Consider the following 20,099-nt stretch of genomic DNA (forward strand, 5'->3'; position numbering starts at 1 on the left):
TCAGAGATGTGTATAAGAGACAGCCCGTGCGCTCGATCACGCGCGAGACGCCGTGCTGTTCGTCGGTGAACGGATAGACGATGCAGGGCGTGCCCGCGACCGCCGCCTCCATGATCGTCGAATAGCCAGAACAGACGACGCGCTCGGCGGCCCGGAGATACGGCAGCAGCGCCGGCACGCAGTCCCAGTCCTCGCCGCCGACGAGCGTCACCTCGTGGCCCGCCGCCCGGAGTCGCTCGGTGAGCGCTTCGAACCCCATCGAGTACGCGCTCGGCACGACCAACACGTCGGTCTCGTCGGGCGCAGGCGGCTCGTCGGCGGGCGCGTCGGTTTCGGGCGGGCTCCCGTCGGCCAGCACGCGCCGTTGCTCGTCGATCGTCCCCGTCGGTGCGACGTCGAGGGCGATCGGCGGGATCGGCGTCACGCCCGCCGGGTCGCCGCGGTCGGGCGGCCAGATCGAGGGATAGAGAAACGCCTCGGCCGAATAGAGCTGGTGGCGGTTGAGCAGCCAGGTGAACCCCTGCTCGATGACCGCGTCGTAGTAGGATGACGTGTTGTGCGTACAGACGAACAGCGGGAGATCGACGAACTCGGCAGCCATCGCGGCGAACATGTCGTCGGTCACCAGCGCGTCGGGCCGTTCGCGGCGCAGCCAGCGCACGTAGTCGTACACCCGGCGTGCGCTGTTGGGCAGGCTGTGACCGACCACGTGCAGCAGCGAGCCGCCCTGATAGTCGCCGATGAAGTCGACGGAGGCTGGTTCGAACTGCTCGTAGCCGTTGCGTTCGATGAAGCGTGCGCCCGGGCCACCGCCGGCGAGCGTGACCGTGGCCCCGCGCGCTTCGAGCGCTCTCGCCACCGCCAGCATCCGGGTCGCGTGACCCGCCCCTTCGGGGTAGTGTGCGACGGCCACGGTCGAACTCATCGTCCCCTTCTGTCAGCGCAGCCCTCAAAACTGGTTCGACTCGCCCCTCGGGCGCTTCAGTGGCACTTATGTCCGTGGCAACTGAAACCGAACCATGAGTCAGCAGTCCGAACGGCGCGACGAGGCCGAGACGCCCGAGCGCCTCCGCAGCCGGGAAGTCACCGACGGCCCCGAACGTGCGCCCCACCGGGCGATGTTCCGCGCGATGGGCTTCGACGACACCGATCTCGACTCGCCGATGGTCGGCGTGGCCAACCCCGCCGCCGACATCACACCCTGTAACGTCCACCTCGACGACGTGGCCGACGCCGCCACCGACGGCATCGACGACGCCGGCGGCATGCCGATCGAGTTCGGTACCATCACGATCAGCGACGCGATCTCGATGGGCACCGAGGGGATGAAGGCCTCGCTGATCTCCCGGGAACTGATCGCCGATTCGGTCGAGCTCGTCTCCTTCGGCGAACGCATGGACGCGCTCGTTACCGTCGCAGGCTGCGACAAGAACCTGCCCGGGATGATGATGGCCGCCATCAGGACGGATCTCCCGACGGTCTTCTGCTACGGCGGCTCCATCCTTCCCGGCGAGCACGAGGGCCGGGACGTCACAGTGCAGGACGTCTTCGAGGGTGTCGGCACGTACGCACAGGGTGATATGAGCCGCGACGAACTCGACGATCTCGAACGCAACGCCTGCCCGGGTGCCGGCTCCTGTGGCGGGATGTTCACCGCGAACACGATGGCCTCGATCTCGGAGGCGATCGGTCTCGCGCCGCTCGGCAGCGCCAGCCCGCTCGCCGAGAGCGACGAGCGCGAAGCGGTCGCCCGCGAGGCCGGCGAGGTCGTCCTGGACGCCGTGGAAGCCGACCGCAAACCCTCGGATATCCTCACGCGCGCGAGCTTCGAGAACGCCATCGCCCTCCAGGTCGCGCTCGGCGGCTCCACCAACGGCGTGCTCCATCTGCTGGCGATGGCCGCCGAAGCCGGCGTCGAGCTCGACATCGACACGTTCGACGAGATCTCCCAGCGCACGCCGAAGATCGCCAACCTCCAGCCCGGCGGCACGCGCGTGATGGAGGATCTCCACGAGATCGGCGGTGTCCCGGTCGTCATCCGCCGGCTCGTCGAGGGCGGCTACATGGACGGCGACGCGATGACCGTCACCGGCCGCACGATCAGCGAGGAGTTGGCCGAGCTCGATCTCCCGGCCGACGACGAGATCGACGCCGACTTCCTGCGACCCGTCGCCGATCCCTTCGACGAGGAGGGCGCGATCCGCATTCTGAAGGGCAATCTCGCGCCGGAGGGTGCGGTTCTGAAGGTCACCAGCGACGACGAACTTCGACAGGAGGGCACGGTCAGGGTCTTCGAGGGCGAGGAGAACGCGATGGAGTACGTCCAGAAGGGCCACGTCGAGTCGGGTGACGTGGTGTGTATCCGCAACGAGGGGCCGCGCGGCGGGCCCGGCATGCGCGAGATGCTCGGCGTGACCTCTGCGGTCGCCGGCCAGGGTCACGCCGACGACGTGGCGCTGCTGACCGACGGGCGGTTTTCGGGCGCGACGCGCGGGTTCTCGATCGGCCACATCGCGCCCGAGGCCGCCGCCGACGGTCCGATCGCCGCCCTTCAGGACGGCGACACCGTCAGCATCGACGTTGACGAGCGCCGCCTCGACGTCGATCTGAGCGACGAGGAAATCGAATCCCGCTTGGCCGAGCGCGACCGTCCCGAACCGAACTACACCACCGGCGTGCTCGCGAAATATGGAGCGACCTTCGGCTCGGCGGCCAACGGTGCGGTGACGAACCCCGGTGTGAAACGGGAGTGAGGCGCTGCTGGCGACTGGCGGCGTAGCCGGCGATGAACTGTTTCGGCCGGGAAAATCGAGGGGATCGGTGTTCGTGTCTCGACATCGCTCGTCGTTCACGAACTGATGTGGGCTACGACGCGCCGTGTGCCAGCCCCGACGGCAGCGACGGCGACGCCGATCCCGAAGGCAGCCGCGAGAAGTACGGGTACGAAGCCGAATCCAGCTGGATCGTAGCTGGGAACGAGATCGAAAGCGAGCCAGAGAGCCACCGAGAGCTCCAGTCCGAGGACGGCCATCACTGGCACTAATGCACTCACGAGTAAGCCATCGTTGCGGTAGGCACTGATCAGCGCCACAGCGCCTGCGAGCACCGGGATCGAGGGAATGATCAGGAGATACGTCAACGGGAGCCCGTCGTATAGCGGGAAACTCGTGTAGAGTACGAAACTCGCGAGGAAGACAGCAGCGGCGAGGATGAGAGTCCGTCGTGTGTGATGCCGATCGCGACCGAAGAGGACAGCAGTACTGACGGAACTCATGGTAGCACCCTTCACTTTCCAATTACAAATAACTGAGTAGCACAATTTGATACCCACGTGATACGATAGATCAATGAGAATCGCTCAAAATCCGGCAGCGAATGTTAGTGTGTTGTTGTGGTAGTTGCAGGTGGCGGATATTGGTGTTGCCGTCGCAGAGCGACCGCAGGCTCAGGAGAGTTCACTCGCCTGGCGGATGAAGGGCGAGACCGCGAAGCGGTCGAGGGCTTCGGCGGTGCTGTGCGGTCGCGTAGGAAGTTTGTACCGCGAGCGAACGCAGTCGTTCGAAAGGCGCGAAGCGCCTTTCGTGATGACGAAACGGCTTTGCCGTTTCGAACCATGAGCGAGCGGGCGCGAGGACGACCGGAGGGAGTCCGACGCGCTTTTTGGAGGAGATTTTTGCCCGAGCGAGCGCGCTCCGCGCGAGCGAGGTGCAAAAAGGTCCATGGGACCGTCGTGATTCGAACACGAGTCCGACGCACCCCATGCGCCGAGGATACCAAGCTACCCCACGGTCCCGCATATCGATGGATGCTGGCTCGTGGATTAAGCCCTTCGCTTCCGGGATGATCGGTCGCCCGGTGGCAGGCGATGGTTTGATGATCCGTTCGTGTGTGAACTCTGACGATGCCTTTGATACCGCTCCAGCAGGGCGTGCCGACGAGTGTCGGCGAGTTCGTGAGCCAGTACGGTGAGACGCTCATCAGCGTCGCCACCACGGCCGTACTGTTTCTCGTCGCGTTCGTGTTCATCTATTTCGTCGGACGATCGGTGCTCGTCCGTCTCGTGAGGGGCGCACTCGACGCGCGTGGCTACGATCCGAAAGTCGTGAATCTGGGTGGGACCGTTGCTCGCGCGATCGCGCTGTTCGCGGCACTCTCACTCGCGGCGACGATCGCCGGCTTCGGCACCGTGCTCGCGGCGTTTGCGACCCTGTTGGGTGCGCTCTCGCTCGCGGTCGGCTTCGCCGCTCAGGACCTGTTGGCGAACTTCGCCGCGGGTATCTTCATCCTCAAGGACGATCCCTTCGGCATCGGCGACTGGATCGAGTGGCCCTCCAGCAACGAAACCAAATCCGGCGTCGTCCAGGATATCGGCCTGCGCGTGACGAAGCTCAAGACGTTCGACAACGAGCTGATCACCGTCCCGAACTCCGAGCTCGCCGACAACGCCGTCACGAACCCCGTCGCCGACGACGAACTCCGCATCCCGTTCACCTTCGGGATCGGCTACGAGGACGACATCGAACAGGCGAAGGAGATCATCGTCGAGGAAGCTGCAGCCGTCGACGGACTCGAGGGTGAGCCCGATCCCGACGTGATCCTCACCGAACTCGCCGACTCCTACGTGGGGCTGACCGCACGCGCATACATCACGGAGCCCTCGCGCGGGAAGTACGTCCACACCCTCTCGGCGTGGGTGCAGGCGGTCAAGGAGCGCTTCGACGCCGAGGGGATCGACATGCCGTACCCCTACACCGAACTCACCGGCGGTATCGACGTCGAGAACATCGCCGAGGTCGAGCAGGCCCGCGCCGACGACTGATTCGCTACGACCCGAGATCGAGGCGGTCTTTCGCCTCGTCGACCATCGCATCGACGCGATCCTGAAACTCCTCGACCGATCGTTCGACGTAGCGGACGCGATTGCGCGGGATCCGCCGAATGACGTCGTTGCCGTCGTCATCCTCGCCGGTTTTCACCTGCCAGTGGTCGTCGAAGTAGACGATGTGTTCGTTGTCGACGTCGATACTCACTTGCTCGCCGTCGAGCCCTTCGTAGACGATCGTCGCGCGCCCGAGCTCCGGATCGGGAATATCGATATCCGTCATCGGCGGGGATACGCAAACCGTTCACAAAAGGGTGGTCCCTGCATGGCTCGACGGCAGTCGGGACGAGAGAGGCGAGCTACACCAACACCCGTTCGAGATCGACCACGGTCCCCGACTCCATCCCGGGATCGCCGACGAGTCGCCCGAGACAGATCGCCGCGCCGTCGGGCGTGTAGCACGCGACCAGCGGCTCGTCGGCGTCGTCCGGAAGGTCGTCGGTCCCGAGCACGCCGGGCGCGTAGATCGGTGCGCCCTCCGCGACCTCGTGGGCAGCACTAGGGGCGATCTCCACGCGCGGGAGATGAGTGAGCGCGCGCTCGGCCGGCTGGACGGTGTCGAGAAGCGTTGCTGGATCGCCGTCGTCGGCGAACGCGAGCGCGTCGGTGAGATCGTGCATGCTCACGAGATCCGCATCGTCGAACGGTGTCGTCCCGACGCGGCGGAGATCGCCCATATGCGCGCCGGTGCCGAGCGCCCGCCCGAGATCGTGACAGAGTTTTCTGACGTAGGTGCCGCTCTCGCAGCGGATGCGGAGGAGGGCGCGCCGATCCTCGACTTCGAGCGCCGTCAGTTCCGACACCCGGCGAGTGCGCAGCCGACGGGCGACGGCGCTCTTCTTCGGTGGTTTCTGGTAGATCTCGCCCTCGAACTCGGCGAGCACGTCGTCGAGACTCTCGGGTGCCCGTCCGTGCAGTTCGAGCACGGCGATGTACTCCTTTTCGCCTTCCAGAAACACCTGTGCGAGGCGCGTCGCGTCGCCGAGCAGGATCGGCAGACAGCCCGTGACCTTCGGATCGAGCGTGCCCGCGTGTGCCGCGCGGTCGGTCCCGACGAGATCGCGCACCCAGCCGGTCACCTGGTGGGCGGAGGGCCCCGGCGGCTTGTCGAGGTTGACGACGCCGAAGGAGAGACGTTCCTCGGCGGTTCGGTCGGCCGGCGCGCCGCGCATCAGCGCTCGAAGTCGACGGCGACGTTCACTTGCCCTTCGTCGGCTTCCGGATCGTAGGCCGTACACGCCTTCGCGAGCACGTCCACGATGGCGTCCGGCCCCCAGCGCGCGGTGCTCAACGAGAGATCGTAGATCGAGCGATCGGCGATGTCGATGTCGTAATACTCCTGATAGCGCTGGGCCTCGCTCGCGGCACGGGCTTCGGTCTCCTCACGGGCGACGTCGATCGATTTTTCTTCGCGATCGGCGATGCGCGCGACGCGAACGGACAGCGGTGCGTCGAGCCAGATTCTGAGATCGGCGTACTCGCCGGCCATCCAGCCTGCCAGCCGCGATTCGAGTACGACGTCGTCGCGCTCCTCCGCGATCGTCAACTGGCGACGGTCGAGCGCCCGATCGATGGCGTCGTCCTCCTCGGCGCGGCGGTTGAGTTCGAGCGCCGTCAGTCCGCGCTCGTCGGCGACCGTCCGAAAGATATCGCCGCCGCTGATGTGTTCGTAGGAGAGTCGGTCGGCGAGCGCCGCCGCCGTCGTGGATTTGCCGACGCCGGCCGGCCCGGACACGGTGACAAACATGCCGTGTCTCGGTCCGGGGCGGTACAAAGGGGTTGTGGCTCCCGCTCAGGTCGACGGCGTCGTCGTGAGGTTGAGCGATTTCTGGATGATCTGGCGGAAGGAGATGGAGATGAGGAAGTACCAGAGCAGCCAGACCCAGACGAAGCCACCGATCTGCTCGGTCAGCTCCATGCGCCCGAGCATCGGCAGGACGATCGACCGCTCGGCGGCGACGATATGCTCGGCACCGCCGCCGCGGACGCCCGTCTTCCAGTACATCCAGACGAACACCGGGATGGTGAGCAGCAGGATCCAGACCATCGGCCGGAACTGCTCCTTGAACATGCCGAGCTGATCGCTCATTGCGTCCATCTGCTCTTCCTGGATCCGGTCGAGGGCGGCGTCGTCACCGCGCTCTTTGGCTTCCTTGCGGCGCTCCTGGATGTCGTTCATCTGTTCCTGGATCGCGCCCATCTTCTCGGTGTTCATCAGGTTCGACTGGAGCAACACCGAGTAGAGCCCGGTGAGCACCGAGAGGATGATGACGACGGCGTAGAACGGCAACACGGCGTCGAACGGGCCGAAGATGACGTCCGCCGCCTGCCCGACCGCGTTGCGGATCGGCATGATCGTGTAGGCCGGAAACAGCGAGAGCGCCGCGAGCCCGGCGAGCTTGTCGTAGGTCGACCAGCCGGAGTCCTCGTCCTCGGTGTCGGTCTCGACGGAGTCGTCGCCGAGCGCCGCGCGGATCTCGTCGGGGTTCGAGACCGCGAAGCCGTCGCCGTCGGCGTCGTGGAGAATGCCGGTCTCGATGAGGCGGCCCCACTGCCCGCTCGTGAGGTCGTCGCTGACGTCGGCCCATCTGATCGTGTGGGTGCCGCCGTCGGGTGTCGGTTCGTCGGCGGCGTGGCCGGATCGGTCGAGCACCACCGTGAGCGCCTCGGCGAAGGCGGGGTCCTCGGCGACCAGCGAGCGCGCTTTCTCGCCTGTTCGTCCCATTTCCGTCCTCTATAGCGTGCGCGCTAATCAACCTTTTACTTCGCTAGCCGATGTCGAACGGGTTCCGATAACGGCTCAGACCGCCGCGTCGATCGTCTCGCGGAGCTCCTGCCAGACTTCCTCGGGTGTGGCCTCCCCGTCGATCTCCTCGAGCACGCCCGCTTCGCGGTAGTAGTCCACGACCGGCTCGGTGCTCTCGTGATAGACGTCGATCCGCTCTTTGACCGTCTCTTCAGTGTCGTCCTCGCGCTGGATCAGCGCGCCGCCGCACTCGTCACAGACGCCCTCCTCTTCGGGCGGGTTGAACTCGACGTGGTAGTTCGCGCCGCAGTCGTTACAGACCCGTCTTCCAGTCAGGCGCTCGACGAGTTCGGAGTCGCTCACCGAGAGCAGACAGACCACGTCGAGGGTGGTGATATCGGCGAGATAGTCGGCCTGTTCGGTGTTGCGTGGATAGCCGTCGAGCACGTAGCCCGCACCGTCCGAGAGCGCCTCGGCGACGATCTCGTTGACCACCGGGTCGGGCACGAGCTCGCCGGCGTCCATGAACTCGCGTGGCGTGCCGTAGTCGGTCTCCATGTCCTTGTTCGCCCGGAGCGCGTCGCCCGTCGTGACGTGAGGGATGTCGTACTCGTCGGCGACGTTCGCGCTCTGGGTGCCCTTCCCCGCGCCCGGCGGCCCGAGCAGCAGGACGTTGGGTTGATTTTCGCTCATACTCGCCCATCGAAGCGGGGCGTAAAAGGGTTGTAGATATCGTCGTCGTTTGCGCGGCGCACACAGCGGCCTGCTTTTCACCGCGAGCGGCGAACCCGATCCATGACCCGCTTCGACGCCGCGATCGACGAATCACGAAGAGAGCTGTTCGCCGACGCGATCCGTGCTCACGAGGAGCGCGAAAGTGCGTTTCTCACCGTCGAGACGGAGACACAGGACGAGGAGCGATCGCCGTGGCTCCAGTTCGCCGAGGGTGTCGTGAACGTCGACTGTACGGACGACGAACTCGATCGGGTGAAAGAGCTGCTGAACGACTATCCTGCCTTCCGCATCGAGGAACTCGAAAGTCCCGAGGACGCCGACGGGACGAACGTCCGTATCGCGGCGCGGGCCGATCCCGAACGCGTCGCCGAGTTCGTCGATCGACTGTTCGTCGCGGTCTACGAGCGACCCGCCGACTATCGGGCGTGGGTCGCGGCCGTCTAAACGTCGTCGTCGCTGATGCCCGGTGCGTCGGTTACGTCGACCTCGTCGGGTTCGTCCTGGCCGCCGACGAGCAGTTCGCCGTCCGGCCCCTCGACGTAGACATCGTCGGCGAAGCCACCCTTGGCGTAGCGGTGGGTGTCGTCGTCGAGCTTCTCGGGCGTCGACGGTGCTTCGGGAACTCCGCCAGCGGGGGCGAACGTGCCGAGCGGGTCGTCGATGGTGATGGCGAACGTCTCGAAGAACTCCCGATAGCGGTCGTAGTGGGCGTCGAGCTCGTCGGGTGGGATCTCCATCATCTCGGTCCAGCCGTGGTTGTAGAAGTCGAAGTTCGCCTGGACGTGCGTGATCTCGCGCGCGGCAGCCTCGGTGTAGTCGGCTTCGAGGGCGGCGACATAACTATCCATCGCCGCCTCGAAGAAGGCGTCGAGATGCTCGCGGCGCTCGTCGGCACGGGCAGAATCGGCCTTGCCGGTGAACACGCGCGTGTGGAGATCGACGAGCTTCCCGGTCGCGAACTCGCCGACGACGGGCATCGTGAGCGCCTGTTTGGCCGCGAAGTGACGGACCGACTGCTGCAGTTTCATGGATACAAGTCGGGGCGCGAGCCACATCAACGCACCGCCTGCGGACGGAACGGCCCGTTTTTCGGTTCATCGTATCCACGATGCCGTGCACGAACCGAAACTAATTTGAATGAACGGTCAGTATGTATCAGTGGAGATGAACGGAATCGACAACAGCGTGGCGCTGGTGACCGGTGCGGGAGCAGGAATCGGCAGGGAAACGGCCGAGCGGTTCGCCCGCGAGGGCGCGTCGGTCGTCGTTTCGGATATCGACGTCGACGCGGGCGAGGAGACGGTCGAGCGTATCGAGGACGAAGGCGGCACCGCGGCGTTCGTCGAGGCGGACGTCAGCGATTCGGACGCCGTCGCGGCGATGGTCGAGGCGACCGTCGACGAGTTCGGCGGGCTCGACTTCGCGGTGAACAACGTCGCGGCCGGTGCCCCGGCGGCGCGCACCGCCGATATCGACGAGGACGACTGGGATCGCGTCGTGGCGATCGCCCAGAAGGGGACGTGGCTCGGGATGAAACACGAGATCCCCGCCATCCTGGACGGCGATGACGACGGAGCGGTCGTCAACGTCGCCTCGATCGCCGGCATCGAGGCCAGCCCCGGGCGGACGCCCTACGCCGCGAGCAAACACGGCGTCGTTGGGCTGACCCGCTCGGCCGGCGTCGAGTACGCGACCGAGGGGGTTCGGGTCAACGCCGTCTGTCCGGCCGTCGTCGAGACGGAGGCGATCGAATCGCTCTCGCCCGAGGAGCGCGATCAGGTCACCGCCGACGTGCCGATGGATCGGCCGGCACAGCCCGAGGAGATCGCGAGCGCGATCGTCTGGCTCTGCTCGGACGACGCCTCGTTCGTGACCGCCCACGCGCTCCCCGTCGACGGCGGCGAAACGCAGGGGTAGACGGGCAGCAACGCCGTCGCGTGCGGCCGAGCGTCGTTCCCGCCGGACGGCTTCGTGGATAGCAATTCACATTACCCCGGGGTGCCGAACTCGTTCCATGACCGCCTCGTACGTCATCATCGGCGACGGTATCGCCGGCAGTTCGGCGGCCGAAACCGTTCGCGAGGACGCGCCCGACGCCGACGTCACAGTAATAACCGACGAAGGCGAAGCGCTCTACAACCGCATTCTCATCAAGGAGTTCGCCAAGGGGAAACTACCAGAGGCACCGATGTCGATCCACCAGCCCGACTGGTACGACGAGCGCGACATCGACCTCCGGCTGAACACGTTCGTCACCGACATCGACACCGACGCCCACACCGTCGACACCCACGAGGGCGAACAGTTCGACTACGACAAACTGCTGCTCGCCACGGGTGGCACGCCCGTCCAACTGCCCGTGCCGAACTCCGACGCCGAGGGCGTCCACCACTTCTGGACGTTCGAGGATGCGCGCGCCATCGCCGAGCGCGCCGAGGCGGCCGACAACGGCGTCGTCGTCGGTGCGGGCCTGCTCGGCATCGACTTCGCGGCCATCTGCGGTGCACAGGACGTCGAGGCCCACTACCTGATGCGCGGCGAGAACTGGTGGCGGTACGCGCTCTCGGACGACGGTGCCGAGATCATCCACGGTGCGCTCGAGGACAACAACGTCACGCCCGTCTTCGACAGCGGCGTCGACCGCTTCGAGACCGACGACACGGGCCACGTCAGCGCCGCCGTCACGCCCGACGGCGACCGCTACGACTGCGAGTTCGCCGGCGTCGCCATCGGGCTCGACTTCAACCTCGAACTGCTCCAGAACACCGACATCGAACTCGACGACGGCGTCGTCGTCGACGAACACATGCAGACCTCCGTCGATGACGTCTACGCCGCCGGCGACCTCACGCGCTACTACGACACGATTCTGGACGAGTACGCCCAGAACGGCTCGTGGGGCAGCGCCAAGGAGCAGGGATCGATCGCCGGCGAGAACATGGTCGCCGATAGTGAAGAAGCCACGTTCCGCTGGGTATCATCCTACTCGATCACGCACTTCGACTTCCCGTTCCTCTCCTTCGGCCATCCGACGCTCGGCGACGACCACGCCGAGGCGAAGTTCTCGGACACGGAGTGGCGACGGGTCGCGTTCAAGGACGGCAAGATCGTCGGCGGCGTGCTCATCGGCGATCTCGCACCGCAGAGCAAGTACAAGAAGCTCATCCGCGAGGAGCGCGTCGTCGCCGATCAGAAGGACGTGCTGATGCAGGAGGAGGTCGACCTCGACGAGCTCGCACCCACCGCCGAACAGTAGTCGCATCGAAGGCGTTTTCCTCGCTGCTGTCCCAGCAGCGGTATGGAAGGCGGGAGCGGCGACATGACATTAGCGTTCGAACTCAGTGCGCTGGAGGCACTCTCGGATCCGACCGACGTGTTCTCGGGCGCGCGCCGCTGGACGGAGTACGTCGGCGTGATCTCCGAGCAGCCCACGTACGTCGTGACGAACTTCACGCGGAAGAACCGCATCCGACAGGACTTCTTCTCCGGCCCGCGCGGGCGGCGCGAAAGCCTCGAAAACGTCAAACAGCAGTTCGATACCGAGCGCCACGTCTTCGTCGGCATGGACGACGATGACCGGGAACTCGCCGACGAACTCGACTGGGAGTATCTCCCCGTCGAGGACGCGGCCGAGGCGGCCGGCTGGACGCTCGACGACGGTGACGACGAGGATCCCACGATCGACACCGAATCGCGCGACGACTGGCCGTAGTCGGCCGAAGGGAACCATTTAATATCCGATCGGACGGGTTCGGAACATGACGCTCGATATCGACGTCGCGATCAGGCGCGGCTTCTCGCGGACGTTCACCCGCAACGGGCTGCTGCTGATCGGGGCCTTTCTCGTCTTCAGCCTCGTGAGTGCGGTCCTCGTCCAGACGGCAAGCCTCCAACTGGTCGAGCGACTCAACGATCTCGCGGCACAGACACCCACACCGGGCCCTGGCACGGGTGGCGGAGCGGGCACGCCCCCGCCCACAGCGGGTGATCCCGCCGGTGCACAGCCGCTCGCGCTGCCGATCCCGCTGATCGTCGCCGCACCGCTCGCAGCGCTCACGCCCTTCGTCGGCGAGGCGTTGCGCATCGTCGCCGTCCGGACGCTCGTGAGCCAGCACACCGACTCGATTCCGCGCGCGTTCGCACGCGAGAACATCGTCTGGGCGACGCTGAACGGCTTCATCGGTGGAATCGTCGTCGGATTCATCATCATTATCGGTGGTATCGTCGGGCTGATCGGGCTGCTCATCGGCGGCCCGCTCGTCGCGGCGTTTTTCGCCACCTCGTTTTTCTTCGTCCGCCAGGAGATCGCCGTCGAGAACAAGAACTTCATCGACGCGCTGACCGATAGCTGGCGGCTGACGAGCGGCCACCGCATCGGCCTGTTCGCGCTCGCCGTGGTCATCTGGCTCATCGGCCTCGTCGTCTCGATCCCCGGCACCGCGATCGGCTTCCTCGCCGGCGCTGGGTCGCCGGGGCTGGCGACGATCGCGGTCACGATCGTGAGCGTCGCGCTGGGTTCGGTCACGACCGTCTTCGGCATCGCCGTCGCGGCCCGTGCGTACGACCAACTGCGTGCCGAGCGCGACGCGTCCGACGACCGCGAGTCGACACCGATGCCGTAGTCCGACGGTGGCCACCCACGGAGTTTAACCGCACGCCGCGCCAACCGTTCGTATGTCCGAGCCACGCGTCCCCGGCGCTCGCGGGGGCGAGGTGTCGCTGCCGTGTGGCGAGTCGGTCGCCGTTGCGGAGCTCGATATGGGCGTGCGCGAGTTCGACTGTGACTGCGGCGCGCGTCACGCCGTCGTGATGGACGTCCACCCGCCGAGCCGGTTCGTCCCCGAGTCGCTCGTCGCGATCCTCCGCGAGACGATCGACTCCACCGACGGCGAGGAGTTCGACACGATGCATCTGATGGGTGTCGTCCTGGAGGAGTTCCCCGAGAAGATCGTCTCCGAAGACGTCTCCGAGGACAGCAGCGTCGGCTACGCGCTGCTGTGGATCGCCGACTTCGACGCGCGCCGCCTCCACGAGATCGTCGTCGAACTCGTCGTCGAGTTGATGGAACACGCGGTGAGTCACGCCGACGACGCGGCGACCGCAAGCGAGTTCGAAGAGCAGATGCACGCCTTCGACGTCGAGGAGTTCGTCGATCGCTATCGCCGCGAGCGCGACTTCGAACACGAGACCGACACCCCGGCCTGAAATTCCTGTACTCGTCCGAAAACGCCGACGTTCGCGTCTGACAGTCGTCTGACGATATGTTATCCGTCCCGCCGACATAGATCGCGTATGCAGTTCCGCCGTGGCGAGTTCGAGCGGATTCGGACGGTGCTCGCGGAGGCGAACGACGACGAGCCGCTGACGGCACGCGAGATCCACGATCGCCTCGCCGCACGCGACGTGGCACTCGACAGCCCTCATCGCGTGGCCACCGTGTTAGGACGGCGGGCCGACGCCGGCGATATCGAGGTCATCGAGAGCCAGCCCTACCGCTATCGACTCGCCGATTCGCCGTAGCGCATCGACGGCTGCTTTTCTCTTGGATTTATTCATTCGATTCGCTGGTAGTTCGATTACCGACTTCCCGTTACCGCACCGCCACAGCCCACATACCTCCCCAACCGATTGCGCTCCTCGCTCGCTCCGTTCGCTGTCGTTCGAAAGGCGCGAAGCGCCTTTCGTGATGACGAAAATCGAGGATTTTCGAACCACGGTGCTCATCCACCGTCAGAGCTTCGCTCTGACGAGCCTGCACTCGCTGTGCTCGTGCAGACCTCGCGCAATGTTCGCGCTCGGTGCTCACTTCGTTCGCACACGATCGCGAGCGCGCGCCAATGGGATTTGTAAACGGTGTGCCGTGGCTTGGCAGAAATTGCTTCGAAAATCGAAACTCAGCTACGCATCTCGCAGTGTATCGTCGGGCTTATTACGATGTACGAACTGGCGTGGGTAATGAGCGACGAGGACAGAACGATACTGTTGATCGGTAGCGGTCCAATCCAGATCGGACAGGCGGCGGAGTTCGATTACTCGGGCGCGCAGGCCTGTCGCGCGCTCGCCGAGGAGGGGGCCCGAGTCGTCCTCGTCAACTCGAACCCGGCGACGATCATGACCGATCCGGAGATGGCCGACGCGGTCTATATCGAACCCATCACGACCGAGGCCATCAGCGAGATCATCGAGACGGAGCGCCCCGACGGCGTCATCGCGGGGCTCGGCGGCCAAACCGGACTCAACGTGACCGCCGAACTCGCCGAGGAAGGCGTTCTGGAGGAGTACGACGTCGAGATCATGGGGACGCCGCTCGACACGATCTACGCGACCGAGGACCGCGACCTGTTCAAGGAGCGGATGAAGGAGATCGGCCAGCCGGTGCCCGCCTCGACGACCATCACCCTCGACGAGGGCGAGTCGGTACAGGGTCTCACGGAGGCCGACCTCACCGAGCGCGTCGACGAGGCCGTCGCATCGGTGGGCGGGCTGCCGGTCATCTCCCGGACCACCTACACCCTCGGCGGGAGCGGGTCGGGCGTCGTCGAGGAGCGCGAGGAGTTGTACGAGCGCGTCCGTAAGGGACTCCGGCTCTCTCGGAACAGCGAAGTCCTGATCACCGAATCGATCGCGGGCTGGGTCGAACTCGAATACGAGGTGATGCGCGACGCCGACGACTCCTGTATCGTCATCTGCAACATGGAGAACCTCGACCCGATGGGCATCCACACGGGCGAGTCCACGGTCGTCACCCCCTCACAGGTCATTCCGGACGACGGCCACCAGGAGATGCGCACCGCCGCGCTCGACGTGATCCGCGATCTCGGCATTCAGGGCGGCTGTAACATCCAGTTCGCCTGGCGCGACGACGGGACGCCCGGCGGCGAGTACCGCGTCGTCGAGGTCAACCCCCGCGTCTCGCGCTCGTCGGCGCTCGCCTCGAAGGCGACAGGCTATCCCATCGCGCGCATCACGGCGAAGGTCGCGCTCGGCAAGCGTCTCCACGAGATCGACAACGAGATCACCGGCGAGACGACCGCCGCCTTCGAGCCGGCGATCGACTACGTCGTGACCAAAGTCCCGAGATGGCCAAACGAGAAGTTCCGCGACGTCGAGTTCGAGCTCGGCACGGCGATGAAGAGCACGGGCGAGGCGATGGCGATCGGGCGCACCTTCGAGGAATCACTCTTGAAGGCGCTGCGCTCGACCGAGTACGAACCTGACGTCGACTGGGCAGGAATGGACGACGCGACGCTCGAAACGGACTACCTCGAACGGCCGACGCCGGACAGACCATACGCGATGTTCGAGGCGTTCGACCGTGGCTACTCCGTCGAGGAGGTCGCCGATCTCACCGGCATCAAGTCGTGGTACGTCGAGCGCTACGAGCATATCGCCGAAGCGGCAGGGAAAGCGGCCGCCGGCGAGTTCGAGCCGGCCGCGGCAGTCGGTTTCACCGATCAGGAGGTCGCGGCGATGGCCGCGGGCGACGATGCGATGGCCCGCGCCGACGGCAGCGGCGCGGTCGCGGTCGACGACGCCACGGTCGACGAAGTGGGTGCGAACGCCCCGGATCGTGACTTCAAACAGGTCGACACCTGCGCCGGCGAGTTCGCCGCCTCGACGCCGTACTACTACTCCGCGCGCGAGCCGGGGGTCGGCGGCGACACGGCGCTCGCGACCGACGAGGTGCGCGTCGATCGCGACGTCGAGAGCGTCGTGATCGTCGGCGGCGGCCCCATCCGCATCGGCCAGGGCGTCGAGTTCGACTACTGTACCGTGCACGCCGTGCGCGCACTCCGCGAGCAGGGCATCGACGCCCACGTCGTCAACAACAACCCCGAGACCGTCTCGACGGACTACGACACCTCCGATGGCCTGTTCTTCGAACCGATCACCCCCGAGGAGGTCGCCGACGTGATCGAATCGACCGGGGCCGACGGCGTGATGGTCCAGTTCGGTGGCCAGACCTCCGTCGACATCGGCCGCGGACTCCGGGCCGAACTCGACAGACGGGATCTCGACTGCGAGGTGCTTGGGACGACCGTCGAGGCGATGGACCTCGCCGAGAACCGGGATCGGTTCAACCATCTCATGGACGAGCTGGGAATCTCTCAGCCGGCCGGCGGGGCGGCCGAGAGCGAGGCCGAGGCGCTCGATCTCGCTCACGAGATCGGCTATCCCGTCCTCGTGCGTCCGAGCTACGTCCTCGGCGGGCGCGCGATGGACGTCGTCCACGACGACGACGGACTCCGCCAGTACGTCGAGGAGGCCATTCATGTGAGCCCCGACCAGCCCATCCTCATCGACGAGTTCCTGGAGGGCGCGGTCGAACTCGACGTCGACGCCGTCGCCGACGGTGAGAACGTTCTCATCGGCGGGATCATGGAACACGTCGAATCCGCCGGCGTCCACTCCGGCGATTCGGCCTGTATGATCCCGCCCGAATCGCTCGATGGCGATGTGCTGGGACGCGTGCGCGAGGTCGTCGAGGAGATCGCGCGGGCGCTCGAAACCGTCGGGCTGCTCAACGTTCAGCTCGCGGTCAGGGACGGCGAAGTGTTCGTTCTGGAGGCGAACCCACGTTCCTCCAGAACCGTGCCCTTCGTCTCGAAGGCGACCGGTGTCCCCATCGCGAAACTCGCCGCGCAGGTGATGGCCGGCACGTCGCTCGCGGATCTCGACACGGCCGAGCAGGTGCCCGAGCAGACGAGCGTCAAGGAAGTCGTGCTCCCGTTCGACCGCCTGCCGGGCAGCGATCCCCGTCTCGGTCCGGAGATGAAGAGCACGGGCGAGGTGATGGGCACCGCCGGCAGCTTCGGGAAGGCCTACGACAAGACCCAGACCGCGACGAGCAAGCCGATCCCCAACGCGGGAACGGCGGTCGTCGATCTCGCCGACGCGGAGTTCCCCGATCCCGACAGCGACGCGGGGCGCGCACTCCGTGACGGGTTCGCCGAGCGCTTCGAGCTCGGCGAGTTCGACGATCTCCCCCAGGCCATCCGCGACGGCGACGTCGATCTCGTGATCTCGCGCGACCGTGCGGCGCTCGAAGTCTGTGTCGAGGAGGACGTCACCTACTTCTCGACGACGGCCAGCGCCGAGGCGGCGCTCGACGCGCTCGCGGCCCGGGCGGAAGACTCGGCGGTCGCGGCGGTGAGCGAGCGGCCGACGACCGCGCGCGAGTGGGGCAACTGAGCTGACCGACCTGCGGGTGCGCTAACGCCCGCGTCGCGGCACAACTATTTGTCGGCTGCCGAGAAACGATCGGCGAATGAGCCGTCTCTCTCTGTTCGGTGCGATCCATTTCGATCGCCGCGCGAAGGTCGCCGACGAGCTGTCGGCGTTCGTCGCGAGCGAAGATGCAGAGGCGGTGTTCGTCGAGTGGCCCGAACACCCGCTCTCGCGGCGAGCGGCGCTGCGCGCGCTGCTCGCCGTCCCGCTGCTCGTTCTCGGCGGGATCGTTCTCGATCTCGTCCGTGCACCGTACTACCTGCTGTTCAACCGTCGTCTCGATTCGACCGAGCATATCGTCGCCGCGCAGCTCGACTGCCCGGTCCACGGGATCGACCGGCATCCGTGGACGCTCATGGCCACTGCGGGGCCGATCGTGATCGCCCTCAACTGGCTCGTTCTGTTCGCGTTGCTCGCGATCGCACCGCTCGCCGCGGGGATCACAAGTGCCGTCCTCCTCGTCGCGGGCGTTGCGATCCGGGCCGTCACCCGATGGAACAGGACAGGCGGCGTGCTCGTCGGAACGGTCGCACTCGTCGCCCTGATCGGTGTCAGTGTCGCTGTGGACCCGTTTCTCGCTGGGTTCGCGCTCGCACTCACTGCGCTGCCCGTCGCCACCGCGGCCGCACTGGTCGTGAGCACGAACACGACCGTCGCCGTGGCGACCCGCATCCCCGTGCTCGTCGTCGTGATCGCGATGGCGCTCGCCGCCGACTCGCTCGTCGGCTGGTTCGTGCTGATGATGTTCCTCGCCTTCTCGATGTTCGTCACTCGGACGCTCGACACGCGCAACGAACACATGGCCGAGCGGATCGCGACGATCGCCGACGAAGAGGGTTACGACGCGGCCGTTCTCGTGACCGGCATGGCCCACCTCTCCGGGGTGGCCGACCACGCGAGCGACGCCGGGCTAACCGTCGAGCGGGCGTACCTGCCCCGATGGCTCCGTGCGCCGGGACGGATCGAGGAGATCTCACCGGCCGAGGCTGACGAGAGTGCGGCGACGACCGATACCGTCCCCACGGAACTCGGCTCGACGGGCGCGCGGGCGGCCGCGAGCGTCGTCGATTTCGTCGCGCTCGGCGTGCTGGTGTGGATTCCCGCGTTCACGCTCGGGATCGTGACACGGAGTCTGCTCGATAGCTTTCTCGCGGGCATCATCGCTGGGATCGTGCTGACGCCGCTCACGTACTACGTACTGCTCGAAGCGCGCTACGGGCGGACGCTCGGCAAACATCTCGAAGGGCTGGTCGTCACCGCTGCCGACGGATCGCGGGCCTCGATGCGGGCGTGTCTCCTCCGGAACCTGCTGCGACCGGTCGATTTCGTCGTTTTCTATCTGTTCGGGTTCGTTCTCGTGCTGGTGACCGATCGCGATCAGCGCCTCGGCGATCTCGTCGCCGAAACGGAGATCAGGGTGAGAAGTTAGTCCGCGGTCGCCGCGACGCGCGTGGTGCCCGCGAGTTCGAGGACCTCGTCGAAGAAGTCGAGCGAGTCGTGCGGGCCGGGGTTGGCCTCGGGGTGGTACTGGCGGGTGAGAACGCCGAGCTCGTCGCTTTCGAGCCCCTCGGGCGTGTCGTCGTTGACGTTGATCTGTGTGACGTCGAGCTCGCCCGGCTCGGTGACGGCGTAGCCGTGGTTCTGGGTGGTCATCACGACCCTGTCGCTGTCGAGATCGCGGACGGGCTGGTTCACGCCGCGGTGGCCGAAGGCCATCTTCGCGGTGCTGCCGCCGAGCGCCCGCGCGACGACCTGCTGACCGAGACAGATGCCGGCGATCGGGAGATCGCCGACGAACGTGTCGACGAGCTCCTGTGCGGCCTCGAAATTGGCGGGATCGCCCGGGCCGTTCGAGAGGAAGAGCAGATCGGGATCGACCTCCCGCACGTCGTCGGGCGTCGCATCGTAGGGCAGGACGGTGACGCTCGCGCCACGATCGAGCAGCGAGGAGACGATCGAGCCCTTCGCGCCGCAGTCGATCAGCGCGATCTCGTACTCACCACCCTCGTGACGGACCGGCTCGGTGACGCTGACGTCGGCACCGATGTCGACGTGCTCGCTCATCCCCTTGCACTGTTCGAGCTGCTCGCGTGCGGCCTCGGGGCTGGCGTCGGGCCCAGCGGCGATGCCACACTTCATCGCGCCCTCCTCGCGGAGTTCGGTCACGACGTCGCGCGTATCGAGGCGGTCGAGCGCGGGCACGCCCGCTTCGGTGAGCCACTCCGCCACGTCGTCGGTGAGTTCGCGGGCGAGCACCGCGGACGGCTGGACGTTCTCGGATTCGAAGCGCTCGTCACGAACCCCGTAGTTCCCGATGAGCGGGTACGAGAACGTGAGCACCTGCTGGGCGTACGATGGATCGGTGAGACTCTCCTCGTAGCCCGTGTACGCCGTCGTGAACACCAGTTCGCCACGAGCGGTGCCCGGCGCGCGCGAACGTCCGGTCAGTACGATGCCACCCTCGATGGCGACGTAGGCCTCTTCCATTACGATATGCGTACAGACGCA

General features: G+C 66.2%; 20 protein-coding genes and 1 tRNA gene. 11 read left to right on the plus strand and 10 right to left on the minus strand.

Annotated elements, in window-relative coordinates; all coding sequences use genetic code 11:
• Window positions 1-925 (minus strand): glycosyltransferase (locus tag C451_RS12905; RefSeq protein ID WP_007741218.1); only part of this gene is annotated, 925 nt, incomplete at its 3' end.
• A 94-nt stretch (window positions 926-1,019) separates the two neighbouring features.
• Here C451_RS12905 and ilvD point away from each other — a divergent pair.
• Window positions 1,020-2,753 (plus strand): dihydroxy-acid dehydratase, encoded by a 1,734-nt coding sequence (ilvD, locus tag C451_RS12910; protein ID WP_007741219.1) that lies wholly within the window; start codon window positions 1,020-1,022, stop codon window positions 2,751-2,753.
• 95 nt (window positions 2,754-2,848) lie between these two features.
• Here ilvD and C451_RS12915 read toward each other — a convergent pair whose 3' ends face one another.
• Both C451_RS12915 and C451_RS12920 read right to left on the minus strand, forming a co-directional pair.
• Window positions 2,849-3,274, minus strand: coding sequence for a hypothetical protein (locus tag C451_RS12915; RefSeq protein ID WP_049913113.1), 426 nt, complete (start codon window positions 3,272-3,274; stop codon window positions 2,849-2,851).
• A 446-nt stretch (window positions 3,275-3,720) separates the two neighbouring features.
• Window positions 3,721-3,793 (minus strand) — tRNA-Pro (locus tag C451_RS12920).
• A 108-nt stretch (window positions 3,794-3,901) separates the two neighbouring features.
• Here C451_RS12920 and C451_RS12925 point away from each other — a divergent pair.
• Window positions 3,902-4,819: a mechanosensitive ion channel family protein gene (locus tag C451_RS12925; RefSeq protein ID WP_080503543.1), complete on the plus strand. Its 918-nt coding sequence runs from the start codon at window positions 3,902-3,904 to the stop codon at window positions 4,817-4,819.
• Window positions 4,820-4,823: 4 nt separating this feature from the next.
• On the opposite strand, the gene C451_RS12930 is transcribed toward C451_RS12925, so the two are convergent.
• The 5 genes from C451_RS12930 to C451_RS12950 all read right to left on the minus strand — a co-directional run bounded on the left by C451_RS12930 (window position 4,824) and on the right by C451_RS12950 (window position 8,321).
• Complete coding sequence (locus tag C451_RS12930; RefSeq protein WP_007741223.1) at window positions 4,824-5,105, minus strand: hypothetical protein; 282 nt, start codon at window positions 5,103-5,105, stop codon at window positions 4,824-4,826.
• Window positions 5,106-5,181: 76 nt separating this feature from the next.
• The gene (locus tag C451_RS12935) at window positions 5,182-6,054 is read right to left on the minus strand and encodes an RNA-guided pseudouridylation complex pseudouridine synthase subunit Cbf5 (RefSeq protein ID WP_007741233.1); all 873 of its coding nucleotides are present in this window, start codon (window positions 6,052-6,054) and stop codon (window positions 5,182-5,184) included.
• On the minus strand, window positions 6,054-6,629 hold the full coding sequence (gene cmk, locus C451_RS12940) for a (d)CMP kinase (protein ID WP_007741234.1): 576 nt from the start codon (window positions 6,627-6,629) through the stop codon (window positions 6,054-6,056). Before cmk ends, C451_RS12935 begins: the two co-directional genes overlap by 1 nt.
• A gap of 45 nt (window positions 6,630-6,674) precedes the next feature.
• The gene (locus tag C451_RS12945) at window positions 6,675-7,607 is read right to left on the minus strand and encodes a DUF106 domain-containing protein (protein ID WP_007741235.1); all 933 of its coding nucleotides are present in this window, start codon (window positions 7,605-7,607) and stop codon (window positions 6,675-6,677) included.
• 75 nt (window positions 7,608-7,682) lie between these two features.
• Window positions 7,683-8,321, minus strand: a complete 639-nt coding sequence (locus C451_RS12950) for an adenylate kinase (RefSeq protein WP_007741236.1) — start codon at window positions 8,319-8,321, stop codon at window positions 7,683-7,685.
• 102 nt (window positions 8,322-8,423) lie between these two features.
• On the opposite strand from C451_RS12950, the gene C451_RS12955 reads away from it, so the two are divergent.
• Window positions 8,424-8,807, plus strand: coding sequence for a hypothetical protein (locus C451_RS12955; protein ID WP_007741238.1), 384 nt, complete (start codon window positions 8,424-8,426; stop codon window positions 8,805-8,807).
• Here C451_RS12955 and C451_RS12960 read toward each other — a convergent pair.
• Window positions 8,804-9,391, minus strand: coding sequence for a DUF6149 family protein (locus C451_RS12960; RefSeq protein ID WP_007741239.1), 588 nt, complete (start codon window positions 9,389-9,391; stop codon window positions 8,804-8,806). The two genes, C451_RS12955 and C451_RS12960, sit on opposite strands and share 4 nt — an antisense overlap.
• A gap of 136 nt (window positions 9,392-9,527) precedes the next feature.
• Here C451_RS12960 and C451_RS12965 point away from each other — a divergent pair, with 136 nt between their 5' ends.
• The 8 genes from C451_RS12965 to C451_RS13000 all read left to right on the plus strand — a co-directional run bounded on the left by C451_RS12965 (window position 9,528) and on the right by C451_RS13000 (window position 19,020).
• Window positions 9,528-10,280 carry an SDR family NAD(P)-dependent oxidoreductase gene (locus tag C451_RS12965; RefSeq protein WP_007741240.1) on the plus strand — a complete coding sequence of 251 codons (753 nt, stop codon included), beginning with the start codon at window positions 9,528-9,530 and terminating at the stop codon, window positions 10,278-10,280.
• Window positions 10,281-10,377: 97 nt separating this feature from the next.
• Window positions 10,378-11,619: an NAD(P)/FAD-dependent oxidoreductase gene (locus tag C451_RS12970; protein WP_007741242.1), complete on the plus strand. Its 1,242-nt coding sequence runs from the start codon at window positions 10,378-10,380 to the stop codon at window positions 11,617-11,619.
• A 42-nt stretch (window positions 11,620-11,661) separates the two neighbouring features.
• Window positions 11,662-12,075, plus strand: coding sequence for a DUF7124 domain-containing protein (locus C451_RS12975; protein WP_007741243.1), 414 nt, complete (start codon window positions 11,662-11,664; stop codon window positions 12,073-12,075).
• 46 nt (window positions 12,076-12,121) lie between these two features.
• A complete protein-coding gene (locus C451_RS12980; protein ID WP_007741244.1) occupies window positions 12,122-12,985 on the plus strand; it encodes a hypothetical protein in 864 nt (287 codons plus the stop codon).
• Window positions 12,986-13,037: 52 nt separating this feature from the next.
• Window positions 13,038-13,568: a DUF5815 family protein gene (locus tag C451_RS12985; RefSeq protein ID WP_007741246.1), complete on the plus strand. Its 531-nt coding sequence runs from the start codon at window positions 13,038-13,040 to the stop codon at window positions 13,566-13,568.
• 87 nt (window positions 13,569-13,655) lie between these two features.
• Entirely contained in the window at window positions 13,656-13,883 is a 228-nt protein-coding gene (locus C451_RS12990) for a hypothetical protein (RefSeq protein WP_007741249.1), read from the plus strand.
• Window positions 13,884-14,318: 435 nt separating this feature from the next.
• A complete protein-coding gene (gene carB / locus C451_RS12995) occupies window positions 14,319-17,555 on the plus strand; it encodes a carbamoyl-phosphate synthase large subunit (RefSeq protein ID WP_007741250.1) in 3,237 nt (1,078 codons plus the stop codon).
• 76 nt (window positions 17,556-17,631) lie between these two features.
• Window positions 17,632-19,020, plus strand: coding sequence for an RDD family protein (locus C451_RS13000; RefSeq protein WP_007741251.1), 1,389 nt, complete (start codon window positions 17,632-17,634; stop codon window positions 19,018-19,020).
• Here the strand turns inward: C451_RS13000 and carA are convergent.
• Window positions 19,017-20,078 (minus strand): glutamine-hydrolyzing carbamoyl-phosphate synthase small subunit, encoded by a 1,062-nt coding sequence (carA, locus tag C451_RS13005; protein WP_007741252.1) that lies wholly within the window; start codon window positions 20,076-20,078, stop codon window positions 19,017-19,019. The two genes, C451_RS13000 and carA, sit on opposite strands and share 4 nt — an antisense overlap.
• Window positions 20,079-20,099: the final 21 nt, after the last annotated feature.

It is taken from the genome of Halococcus thailandensis JCM 13552 (assembly GCF_000336715.1).
Classification (GTDB): Archaea; Halobacteriota; Halobacteria; order Halobacteriales; family Halococcaceae; genus Halococcus; species Halococcus thailandensis.